Origin of the sequence: Microcoleus sp. Pol7_A1 (genome assembly GCF_036701085.1) — a bacterium.
GTDB lineage: Bacteria > Cyanobacteriota > Cyanobacteriia > Cyanobacteriales > Microcoleaceae > Microcoleus > Microcoleus asticus.
In genome coordinates, this window is sequence record NZ_JAUBQD010000174.1 from 1 (window position 1) to 1,115 (window position 1,115).

Annotated in this window: 1 protein-coding gene; it reads right to left on the minus strand. The window is 38.5% G+C overall.

Features of this window, described 5'->3' with window-relative positions; all coding sequences use genetic code 11:
- Positions 1–42: 42 nt before the first annotated feature.
- A protein-coding gene (locus tag QUA20_RS31855; RefSeq protein WP_333194339.1) for an IS630 family transposase occupies positions 43–1,097 on the minus strand; the annotation gives its coding sequence in 2 pieces (ribosomal slippage) (positions 43–702 and positions 705–1,097; 1,053 coding nt in all).
- Positions 1,098–1,115 lie beyond the last annotated feature (18 nt).

Below are 1,115 nucleotides of genomic sequence, written 5' to 3' on the forward strand. Positions count from 1 at the left end.
TAAGTAGGTCGGCGGGAAAATCCATAAGTATGTAACAAAATATTAAGTAGGGTGACTGGACTTGAATTTAATACGTTGTGTAGGGTAATCTCCTCTTTTTCCTCTAACTTCTACTCCATGAATTACTGCGTAGGCGAGTTCTAATTCATCGTCAAACATTTGTCCGGCTAATTCATCTTCTTTAATGTGTTGCCACTCTAATTCAATTGGGTTCATTTCGGAACAATATTTTGGCAAGAAAAAGATATATAAACCCTGACATTCCCACTTTGACCACAACTGTTTAACCTCGTGACATCGGTGTATTGGACCGTTGTCTTGTACAATAATTCTAATCCGTTTCATTTGGGCAGCTTCTTCGGCTTCTTTCTCCATCATCTGGATATAAGCTTTTCGATCGACACCTCCAATTACCAAACCATATACAAAGCTACTTAAAGGTTCAAACAGCCCGACAATACTTAATCTACGACCTCGATTTTTAGTCTGTTGTATCCGTTTTTGCTGACCTTTTTTGTAATAGGTATAACTCGGTTTACTCCACGCACAAAATCCTGATTCATCTAAATATTTTAAGTCAATTTCTCCCGCTGCCGCTGCTAATTCCAGCATATCTAGGTCTGATTGCTTTATTTCTCGTTCTTTGCGGTCTTGTTTTCCTTTATGACTTGGACTAGCTCTTTTCCAAATAATCCCCTTTTTTTTAGTACCCGTCTTAATCGGTCGGGACTTAATTTAATCGAGCGCTCTTTTTCTAATTTATCAGCTAATTGAAAACTGTTATATGTACGTGGTTCTTTTTTAAGGCATTCTTCCAAAAACTCTATATCCTCTTCTTTCCACTTCGATTTTCCGCCTCGACCTGGCTTTTCCCAAAGACTTTCTATACCAAACTTTTCCCATTTATGTAAAACTACTCTCACCGTTTGTGAAGCCCAGCCCAAGTGAGCAGCTATTTTCTCCACATACCAGCCATGTGCATTTAACCTGATTACTTCTGCTCGATGTTTGACTTTTTGTGGTACTTTCCCAGTTCTCAGATTTAATAGGGTTTTGTCTTGCTTTTGAGTCAGAAATACTCTTAATCGAGCGCCCATATATTAGTTACCCCACTA